This window comes from Limnohabitans simekii (SeqCode), assembly GCF_965234735.1.
GTDB lineage: Bacteria > Pseudomonadota > Gammaproteobacteria > Burkholderiales > Burkholderiaceae_C > Limnohabitans > Limnohabitans simekii.
This window is the reverse complement of the sequence record NZ_OZ248543.1, coordinates 336088-345938: the sequence shown is the minus strand read 5'-3', so window position 1 is coordinate 345938 and position 9851 is coordinate 336088. Positions and strand designations below refer to the sequence as shown.

The window sequence follows — 9851 nt, the reverse complement described above, 5'->3', positions numbered from 1 at the left end:
TCGAAGATGGATTGCGACAGTACATTCATTACTACAACCACGAGCGCATCAGGAGCAAATTAAAAGGGCTGAGTCCTGTGCAATACAGAACTCAGCCATCTTTGGGTTAACCGCCCGTTTCAACTGTCCAACTAATTGGGGTCAGTTCACTTGCGGGGCTTTTTTCATGGCGCTCGAGCTGTTGAGGTTCAAACTGACACAGCTGTCGTCAGGGCCTGGCTGATGACACCACCCCCCAAACACACCTCACCGTCATACAACACCGCCGACTGTCCGGGCGTCACCGCCCATTGGTCTTGTGGGAAGTCGAGTTGCATGTGCGCGTCGGGCCAACTCAAGGTGCAAGCCGCGTCTTGTTGGCGGTAGCGGGTTTTGGCGAAGTAACTGCCTGCTGCAGGTGGTGCACCCGCAATCCAACTCAGGTCGTCGGCGTGGAGTTGCGGTGACAACAGCCACGGGTGCTCATGGCCTTGCACCACCCACAAGGTGTTGCTCGCCATGTCTTTGCGGGCCACAAACCAGGGAACGTGTTCGCCACCGCCGCGCTGTGCGCCCTTTTCTTTGATGCCGCCGATCCCTAAGCCTTGGCGTTGCCCCAAGGTGTAAAAACTCAAGCCCTGGTGTTGGCCAATCACGCGGCCTGCATCGGATTTGATCGGGCCTGGCGCTTTGGCGATGTAGCGGTTTAAAAATTCGCGAAAGGGTCGCTCGCCGATGAAGCAAATGCCGGTAGAGTCTTTTTTACGCGCATTGGGCAAACCGGCCGCATCCGCCAATCGGCGCACTTCGGTTTTTTCAATCTCGCCCACCGGAAACAAAGTTTGCGACAACTGCGCTTGGCTCAAGCGGTGCAAAAAATAACTTTGGTCTTTGCTGTTGTCCACGCCTTTGAGCAACTCGTACAAACCACTGCGGCTGTTGTGGCGCACACGGGCGTAATGGCCTGTTGCGATTTTGTCGGCGCCCAAGGCAAACGCGTGGTCGAGGAAGGCTTTGAATTTGATCTCGGCATTGCACAAGATGTCCGGGTTGGGCGTGCGACCGGCTTGGTATTCGCGCAAGAACTCGGCGAAGACGCGGTCCTTGTAGTCGGCGGCGAAATTCACATGCTCGATCTCGATGCCAATCACATCGGCCACGGCCGCCGCGTCGATGAAGTCTTGTTTGGTGGAACAGTATTCGTCGTCATCGTCATCTTCCCAGTTCTTCATGAAGATGCCGATCACCTCGTGGCCTTGTTGCTTGAGCAAGAGCGCACTCACCGCCGAGTCCACGCCGCCACTCAGGCCCACCACGATCCGCTGCTTTTTACTCATGCGGTGATTATCGACGGCCATGCCTGACGCATCGCCTCATGCGCGAACTCAGTTGGCGAAAGCTGCAATGCCGGTGATGGCACGCCCCAGGATGAGCGCATGGATGTCGTGCGTGCCTTCATAGGTGTTGACCACCTCCAGGTTCACCAAATGCCGCGCCACGCCAAACTCATCGCTGATGCCGTTGCCGCCCATCATGTCACGTGCCATGCGAGCGATGTCCAGCGCCTTGCCACAGGAATTGCGTTTCAAAATGGAGGTGATTTCCACCGACGCCGTGCCTTCGTCTTTCATGCGACCCAAACGCAAACAGCCTTGCAGCCCGAGAGAGATTTCGGTTTGCATGTCGGCCAATTTTTTCTGAATAAGCTGGTTGGCCGCAAGTGGGCGGCCAAACTGTTGGCGGTCCAAGGTGTATTGGCGAGCGCGGTGGAAACAATCTTCGGCCGCGCCCAAGGCACCCCAGGCAATGCCGTAGCGGGCGCTGTTCAAGCAGGTGAACGGGCCCTTCAAGCCTTGCACCTCGGGGAAGGCGTTGTCTTCCGGCACGAACACGTTGTCCATCACGATCTCGCCCGTGATGGAGGCCCGCAAACCCACCTTGCTGTGAATGGCCGGTGCAGTCAAACCGGCCATGCTTTTTTCCAAGATGAAGCCGCGAATGGGGCCGACCGCACCGGACTCGCTGACCTCTTTGGCCCACACCACAAACACGTCGGCGATGGGCGAGTTGGAGATCCACATTTTGTTGCCGCTGAGCTTGTAGCCGCCATTCACTTTGTGGGCGCGGCTGGCCATGCTGGCCGGGTCCGAGCCGTGGTCGGGTTCGGTCAAGCCAAAGCAACCAATCCATTCGCCCGTGGCCAATTTAGGCAGGAATTTTTGGCGCTGCGCTTCGGTGCCAAATTCGAAAATCGGCGTCATCACCAAGGACGACTGCACGCTCATCATCGAGCGGTAACCAGAGTCCACACGCTCGACTTCGCGGGCGATCAAACCATAGGCCACATAGCTCAGGCCCGGGCCGCCGTACTCGGTGGGGATGGTCGGACCTATCAAACCCAGTTCGCCCATTTCGCGAAAAATAGCGACGTCGGTTTTCTCGTGCCGAAAGGCTTCGGTCACGCGCGGCAGCAGTTTGTCTTGGCAGTAGGCAGCCGCGGCCTCGCGAATCATGCGCTCGTCTTCAGTCAGTTGCTGGTCGAGCAGGAACGGGTCGTCCCAGTGGAATGCGGTCTTGGCCATGAATACTCCGGTTGTCTGTGCGCTGGTCAAACAGAGATGTTAAACGGCTTGGCTTGGTGGTGGATTTGAGAAAGTTTGGGATGGGGATATTTGGGGTTGATGGGCTTTCGCTCGTAATAACGCTCCACTCCAAGCCGCTTGATGAATGGCTTTTGCAGTTCCGGTCAGAGCGCATATCCCAATCATCTAGACTGCAACCAATTGTCGCTATTCATTTGGGGAAGTTCCGGTCAGAGCGCATATCCCAATCATCTAGACTACCAAGCGGTTTTATCAGCGGCAATGGCTTGTTCCGGTCAGAGCGCATATCCCAATCATCTAGACTCAGACGCAATGCTGAAAGCGAGGGAAGCATGTTCCGGTCAGAGCGCATATCCCAATCATCTAGACTCATGGCGATCTGGACCGGTGTTGTTGACCTGTTCCGGTCAGAGCGCATATCCCAATCATCTAGACTTCTGGTAGTTCGACAGAACGAACGTAGAGCGTTCCGGTCAGAGCGCATATCCCAATCATCTAGACTACCTGTCCAGATCGCCATGCCATCACTCCTGTTCCGGTCAGAGCGCATATCCCAATCATCTAGACTAGATCCCATGTAAGCCCTTGTTCTACAAGGGCTTTTTGGGTTTTAGACTTTGAAAAAAAGCAGTTATTCATCCAAATAAATCGAATTGATCGGGCGTTTTTTTGGCTGGCTGTCTGCGTTTGCCCTGAAAACTGATGATGCGCTCGTATTGCTTATCTGTAAGTTGCAGGATGTTGACTTGCCCCCCTTTGGGCAATGCTGCCTCCACACGCTGGCAATAGGTTTGCACTTGAGCATGGCTGGTGCAAAACCGCATATAGACACTCAACTGGGCGCGGCTGAAGCCCAAGTCCAGCAGGTTCAACCTGAACAGGTTTGCTGCGGCTCTTTCCTCTGGTTCAACCACAGGCAAGTCAAACATCACCAGCATCCACATGATGCGATAGCCACTGAGCATCCTGTTCTATTCATCATCAAGCGTTGCTGCTTGCAAAGGGATGGCTGATAGCGGCAAATCTAAAGTCTTTCGCTCTTTCAACAGCACTTGCGCCAGCGATATGGCTAAGCATAGTTTTTTACGAGCAGGTTGTTGGTGTAACTCAAGCCATGGGCATTGGCTATCAATGCTGCAATGTCATCTAAGGGTACGCGTCCTACTTCTTCGCGCTCTTTTCCTGTGGTGTGAACCAACATGAAGCCCCGGTACATGGACAAATGCCTTTTATCGTTGGATTCCTCTACGATGCGCCCCAGCATGACAAAGGTTAATGCTGTTGGGGCAGTGGATGCGTTTGCATTTGCACGCCCAAGGCATGCAAAACCTTGAACACCGTGTCAAACCGAGGTTTGGCCCCTGCACTCAATGCTTTGTACAAGCTTTCACGGCCTAAGCCCGTGTCTCGCGCAATTTGGGCTATGCCACGAGCTTTGGCCACATCGCCAATGGCTGACAACAGCAAATCCATGTCTCCGCTTGCCAAGGCCAGATTCAGGTATTCGGCAATCATTTCTTCACTGTCCAGATAGCTGGCAGGGTCAAATTCAGTTGTTTTGCTCATTTAAATACTCCTTGGCAAGTACTTTGGCTTTGGCAATGTCTCTGGATTGGCTCGATTTGTCACCGCCAGCGATCAACAACACGAAGTGTTCCCCGCGACGCATGAAGTACACCCTGTAACCAGGTCCCAGGTGTAATCTCAATTCTGAGACACCACCACCCACGCTTTTGGCATCACCCCAATGTCCAGCAGACATTTCTTTGAGTCGCCAAACAATGGCGGCTTTGGCACGAAGATCTTTCAATCCTTTTAGCCACCTCACAAATTGGGTGGTTTGTTCCAGTTGAATGTGCTTTATTGTATCCATTTAGATACTCTCTGTCATTCAACTCAATGCCGTGGCACCTGAAGCACACCAATCGGTGAAACGCCAACCTGTTTTGCTAAACCGTTTTGCAAACTGGTCGCTGAAAAAGCCTTTTGAAAAAATGAGTCATTTAACGCCACATCGTCAAATGGTTCGCCGTTTTTTTGTGCCTTTTGCGCTGTCAGCTTTGCCGTGTATCGAGCGGAGATATTTGTCTCATTGGGCTTGATGAAAGTAACTGAACCAGAACTGTTGATTTTTAATACTTGCAACAACAATCGCTGATCCTCTAAATTGACAAGAATGTAGTCATTGATCATCAATCGCATCAGCAACGGACGTCCACTCAAGGTTTGCCTTGGATGACGCAAGTGCTTTATGCCTTCCTCAATTGTTTTGTATTTGCGAATAACTTGGTAGGCGTCATAGGTGCGCAAAACCTCCCCCATCCATTCGCCCTCTTCGTTCGTACAAATTTCAATGCAATAGTTACTGTTCGAAAGTAGCCCCTTGTAGGGTATTGGAATAGGGCTCAATCCTTGATGCCTTTGCTTCACCAAGTCTGAACTTCTCTCCCTGGGGAAAAATGCAATCACATTCCTGGTTTTTGCTGCTGACGAACTTTCTCCTGTTGGGCTATATATGGTTGAGTCAAACATCGCGCCTTCGAACCCATGATCTGGCTTGTGGCTGACCCAGATGTTGTCAATGGCACGCTCCACATGGCTGCGGTAACTTTCCCAAGGCAAGGGCATGTCCTCCACCAATTTGTTCAATTGCTTTTCTCTGGCGCTGGCACTGGCTTTTGCAAAGCGCTGCAACAAACCTTGATCGGTAACAGCAATCACGCAAGCATCGACCGCATGGTGTCTGTGGTCGTTGCGGTTTTTTTCACCATTCGGTCCCAAGATGTCGTTCAAACCAAATTTGCCACGCAACATGGCTGTCATTTGACCTGGAATAACGCGGGTGTTTTGTGGGCAAATCAAGCTGAGGTATTCACGCGCCACTCGGCTCAAGTGTCGCGTGTCGTTGAGGGCGCGAGCCAAAAACCCTTTGTCTTCTCGCAGCCATTGCGCCATGCCCTCTGATGCAAAGCGGTAGCGCTTGCCTTTGGGCATCAGGCTCGCTCTTTGCAACATATCTTCAGTGCGCCAGCCTTGCGTTTCAAAGTCTGATGCCGCCTCCGCTGGCGTTCTGCTTCCTTTGATGCGATTGGCTTGGCGGGTGGCTACTGTTTTGTTGTTCAGACTGTCATCCAGTGTTTGTGAGAACGGCAAGATATGCTCGATTTCAACTTGATCGCTGAACAACATTTGGGCGCTGATTTGAACGCCGCTGTAGGGGCATCGCCGGTCAGCCACATTGAAGCTGAGCTCTTCCCACAAAAGCATTTTTTGAATGTCTGCCCTGTGAACGCGCTCTGGGCTGATGCCCAGAAGTTTTGCAATATCAGCGCGCAACCGATTGTTGCGTTGTTGGTTCGTGGCTTGCCTCTTTTGTTCCTCCTCACGCTGCAGTTTGTTTTGTTTGAGTTCACGCGCCACCTCCACAATCACCTCGCTGGGGTGGCCGTAGCGTTTGATGAGGGCATTGACCACGGTGCGCACCTGGTTCAAACCAATGTGCACCGTGGGGTTGGCAATCTTGCCGTAGCGCTTTTCTATTGGGTCTTCAGGCTTGCCTGAACCAAAGCCGACATGGCGCGGCAGGTACTGACCGTAGTAAGGCAACTCGGGCAATATTTCTCCGGTCGCCGCATGGCTGATGTGGCTGTGGTGGTCAAAGCCAGCGGCAACCACAGCTTTGTCAAAGGTGATGACTTCTGCTTTCAGTGCTGGCAATATTTTTTCAAGCGCCTTGCTGCTCAGGCTCCCGTAGCCTTCTGCCAATGGCGCGTTTGCAATATGTTCTACTTTTGATTCGTCAACACTTGTTTTTTCACAAAGCCAAGCAATCAACTTGGTTTCATTTTCTTCCTTGATCATCTGCATCACGATTTCGTCTTGCAGCGTCTCATCCAATGTGGCCCATAGACTGCCAAATAAATCTTTTTTTGAAAGCAAGGCGCTGGTGCTGTTGCCCTTGAGTTCTGTGCGTTTTTCATCCTGCAAATTGAATTCACCAGAAAACCCAAGAAGTTTTTGAATTTGTGCAAAGCTGCGCTTGCTGTTGTTCTCTAAAGCCTGTGCAACAAGGTTGCGTTGTTCCAGGGTCAATGCTTCTTCTCTTAATCCTTCATGCAACATTCGGAGGTTGTTGACCTCTTGGTAAATCCGAAAGCGTTGTTGGCTGGGCAAGGCCAAGGGAGCACGTTCTTCTTCGGGTATGAGTGTGCAGCGCCCCGGCTTCACAGGTTTCAATGGTCTTTGGTGCAACAGGCAATCTTTGAGTTCAGCGCCAGCCGTGTCATTGAACAACATCGGGTTGAGTTCATTTTGTTTTTTCCAGATCGCATCAAACTCAGCTTCAATCATGGCGCGGTCAATGTACAAGTCGTAGCTTTTTTCGATCTTGGTTTTGCCATCTTCTTTGGTCGTGTGGTTTTCTCTGTAACGCGCACGAACAGGCAACCCTTTTTGGTGTCGGGCATAAAGCCACTCGCCAACGGTGCGACAGCCTGTGATCTGCATTGCTTCGCGCAATCCCTTGATGGCGGTTTTCAGTGCGCCACTGTCGTTGTCTTTTTTGTCTGTTTTGCGGTTGCTCTTGAAACCACGCCGTTGGTTGATGTGAAAGAGCGCACGGGCAAACTCTTCGGGCCGCAAAGCGTGGTCCAGGCCTTTGGCCCGCAATGCAAACGGATCGGTTTTTTCAAGCGCCTTGCGGGCAGCAGCATCATGTGGGAAAAAACCATGCCGCAACAATGTGGCCATCATTCGGTTTTTGCGTTTGAGCAAGCGGTCACGGCGGCGGCGCATAGCGCGTTTTTCTCGTCGACTTGCAGCAAGCGATGTTCCGACCTCTCCGCGGCGCGGTGGTTCCCGTCCATCACTGAAGATGCGAACACCTGCTTTGATGATGGCGCAAGGTTCCTTATTGGCATTCAGCCTGACCATGGCCCAACCCAAGGAGGTCGAGCCCAGGTCAAGCGCCAGCCTGTATTTCATTTTTCGCATATAAAGGCTCCAAATCAATTAGAGATGAGGCCTATTGTGCTATATTTGAGGCTCAATCAATGATTGGGATATGCGCTCTGGACGCTAACAAGCTGAAAGATGCACCAAATGGAAAGGCCGCTACATGCGGCCTTTCGTCTTTGTGGTGGATGAATTTCAACCACTCACGCCTGGCTCGCCAAATGCTTTTGCGCCATCGCCACATACCAATCCAAGCAACCGGGGTTGGCCATGGCGTCTTTGTTCAGCACTTTTTCCAGCGGCTGGCCCAGCATCAGTTTCTTGATCGGCAGCTCTTGTTTTTTGCCGGACAAGGTGCGCGGAATTTCGGCCACTTGAAACATGTCGTCCGGTAAAAACCGCGGGCTGAGCGCAGTGCGAATCGCCGCGTTCAAACGACCGCGCAAGTCGTCGTTCAATTGCAAGCCATCGCGCAGCACCACAAACAAAGGCATGTAGCTGTCTTTGCCCAAATACTCCAGGTCCACCACCATGCTGTCCAACACCTCGGGCAGGGCTTCAACCGCGCTGTACAACTCGCTGGTGCCCATGCGCAATCCGTGGCGGTTGATGGTGGCGTCGCTGCGGCCATAAATGATGGCGCGGCCCTCGGGCGTGATCTTGAGCCAATCGCCATGCCGCCACACTGGGCCCGCATCGGCAGGCAAATCGCCGCCGCCAGGCTGACGGCCGACACCCGCGGGATAGGTGTCGAAGTAGCTGCCCAAATAACGTTGGTTGTCTTGGTCGCCCCAGAAAAACGGCGGCATGCAGGGCAGGGGCTGGGTCACCACCAGCTCGCCCACCTCGTCCGTCACCGGTTGGCCTTGCTCGTTGAAGGCCTGCACCGACACGCCCAACATGCGGCATTGCATCTCACCTGGCACCATCGGCAATTCGCGATGGCCACCCACATACGCGCCAGCATCGGTGCCACCGGAAATATTGCACCACCAAATATCGGGGCGCTGCACGCCTGCTTTGGCATACACCTGCTGGAACTGCGCCGTGCCCCATTGCTGCACCTCGGGGCTCAAGGGCGAACCGGTGGCGCCCAAGGCGCGGATTTGCTGCAAGCCGGGGATGCTGCCGAGGTCCACGCCCGCTTTCATGCAGTTGCTGTAGAAGGCCGCGCCGCCGCCAAAAAACGTCACCTTTTCTTGTGCGGCATAGCGCCACAACACGCCCCAATCGGGTTTGTCTTTGGAGCCGCCGGGGTTGCCGTCGTAAATGACGCAGGTGGTGCCGCTGAGCAAACCGCTCAGCTGCGCGTTCCACATGACCCAACCGGTGGAGCTGTACCAAATGAAGCGCTCTCCCCAAGAGTTGGGCTCGTAACTGCAGGCCACGTCGTAGTGCAGGTTTTTGTGGGTCATGCCATTGACCAGCGTGCCGCCGTGGTCGTGCACCAAGGGTTTGGGCAGGCCGGTGGTGCCACTCGAATACACAATCCACAAGGGGTGGTTGAACGGCATCCACTGCGGCGCAAACGCTTGGGTGGCGGCGTCATGGCGCTGCATCACCGTGGCCCAATCGGTGCTGTCGGCCAGGGCGGCTTGACCGCCCAGGTTCTGCAACAAGACCACGTGTTCGACGCTGGGCAGGGCGGCACGCAGTTCATTCACCACGCTGATGCGCTCGTGGTCTTTGCCGCCGTAGGTGACGCCATCGACCCCGATCAACACCTTGGGCGTGATTTGTTTGAACCGGTCCACCACGGCGTTGGTGCCCATGTCGGGCGCACACACGCTCCAAATGCCGCCGACACTCACCACCGCCAAAAACGCCACCATGGCTTCAGGGATGTTGGGCAGGTAGGCGGCGACTCGGTCGCCGGGTTGCACACCTTGGGCTTGCAAATGCAGCGCCAGCGCCGCCACTTGGCGTTTCAACTCGGGCCACGACAGTTCGCGGCGTTGGCCGCGTTCGTTGTTGCTGATGATGGCGGGCATGCCCGCCGCGTGCGCCGCATCCACATGGCGCAGCACTTGTTGGGCGTAGTTCACTTGGGCACCCACAAACCATCGCGCACCCGGCATGACGTTGCGCTCGAGCACCACGCTGTGCGGTGTCGGTGACTGCAAGTCCAGGTAGTCCCAAGCGGATTGCCAAAAGTCTTCGAGGTGCGTGACCGACCATTGCCACAAGGCGGGGTAATCGTCGAAATGCAAACCGCGCTCCGTGGCCAGCCATTGCTGGTAAAGGCGGAGTTGCGGCACAAAAGGGGGGTGGGGGTGGGAGACGTTCATGTTGTTGAGGTTATCAGTCTTGCCAGGC

At 54.3% G+C, this 9851-nt stretch carries 8 protein-coding genes and 1 CRISPR repeat array; of the genes, 1 reads left to right on the top strand and 7 read right to left on the bottom strand.

Annotation, left to right across the window (positions count from 1 at the left end):
* Positions 1–110: IS3 family transposase (locus AC8GFP_RS10570; protein ID WP_506612295.1), on the top strand; the 110-nt coding region annotated here is incomplete at its 5' end.
* A gap of 78 nt (positions 111–188) precedes the next feature.
* Here the strand turns inward: AC8GFP_RS10570 and mnmA are convergent.
* The 7 genes from mnmA to AC8GFP_RS10535 form a co-directional block, all read right to left on the bottom strand.
* Positions 189–1316 carry a tRNA 2-thiouridine(34) synthase MnmA gene (gene mnmA, locus AC8GFP_RS10565; protein ID WP_506612956.1) on the bottom strand — a complete coding sequence of 376 codons (1128 nt, stop codon included), beginning with the start codon at positions 1314–1316 and terminating at the stop codon, positions 189–191.
* A 48-nt stretch (positions 1317–1364) separates the two neighbouring features.
* A complete protein-coding gene (locus AC8GFP_RS10560) occupies positions 1365–2561 on the bottom strand; it encodes an acyl-CoA dehydrogenase (RefSeq protein ID WP_506612954.1) in 1197 nt (398 codons plus the stop codon).
* 157 nt (positions 2562–2718) lie between these two features.
* Positions 2719–3150: a CRISPR direct-repeat array (repeat unit 36 nt; unit sequence GTTCCGGTCAGAGCGCATATCCCAATCATCTAGACT).
* A 67-nt stretch (positions 3151–3217) separates the two neighbouring features.
* Complete coding sequence (gene cas2, locus AC8GFP_RS10555; RefSeq protein ID WP_506612952.1) at positions 3218–3547, bottom strand: CRISPR-associated endonuclease Cas2; 330 nt, start codon at positions 3545–3547, stop codon at positions 3218–3220.
* 307 nt (positions 3548–3854) lie between these two features.
* On the bottom strand, positions 3855–4148 hold the full coding sequence (locus AC8GFP_RS10550; RefSeq protein WP_506612950.1) for an addiction module antidote protein: 294 nt from the start codon (positions 4146–4148) through the stop codon (positions 3855–3857).
* On the bottom strand, positions 4132–4455 hold the full coding sequence (locus tag AC8GFP_RS10545; RefSeq protein WP_506612948.1) for a type II toxin-antitoxin system RelE/ParE family toxin: 324 nt from the start codon (positions 4453–4455) through the stop codon (positions 4132–4134). Before AC8GFP_RS10545 ends, AC8GFP_RS10550 begins: the two co-directional genes overlap by 17 nt.
* A 23-nt stretch (positions 4456–4478) precedes the next feature.
* Complete coding sequence (cas9, locus tag AC8GFP_RS10540; RefSeq protein WP_506612983.1) at positions 4479–7514, bottom strand: type II CRISPR RNA-guided endonuclease Cas9; 3036 nt, start codon at positions 7512–7514, stop codon at positions 4479–4481.
* Positions 7515–7738: 224 nt separating this feature from the next.
* Positions 7739–9823: an acetoacetate--CoA ligase gene (locus tag AC8GFP_RS10535; RefSeq protein ID WP_506612946.1), complete on the bottom strand. Its 2085-nt coding sequence runs from the start codon at positions 9821–9823 to the stop codon at positions 7739–7741.
* Between the last annotated feature and the right edge of the window lie 28 nt (positions 9824–9851).